Here is a 265-nt window from a genome sequence, read left to right on the forward strand (position 1 = left end):
GCCAGGACCTGCGCGAGGGGGTCCGCGAGTCCATCGAGATCATCGCCAACGAGGTCGTCTCACGGCGCCGCGACCGCGGCCTGGAGCCGTTAAGCCAGGACCAGGCGCAGCCGCTGGCCATGCAGTCGCTGCGGTTCCTCTACCGGATCCTCTTCCTGTTGTATGCCGAGGCCTCCCCCGAGCTCGGGGTGCTGCCGGTGGGAGCCCCACAGTACGATTCCGGCTACTCGCTCGACAGGTTGCGCGAACTCGTGCAGGTTCCCCT

At 67.9% G+C, this 265-nt stretch carries 1 protein-coding gene; it reads left to right on the forward strand.

Going from position 1 to position 265, the window contains the following annotated elements; genetic code table 11:
* Window positions 1-265, forward strand: a 265-nt coding sequence (locus tag FVA95_RS29915) for a hypothetical protein (RefSeq protein WP_205016081.1), incomplete at both ends; no start/stop codon positions are given.

The sequence above is a fragment of the Pseudonocardia sp. EV170527-09 genome (genome assembly GCF_008369905.1).
Taxonomy (GTDB): domain Bacteria; phylum Actinomycetota; class Actinomycetes; order Mycobacteriales; family Pseudonocardiaceae; genus Pseudonocardia.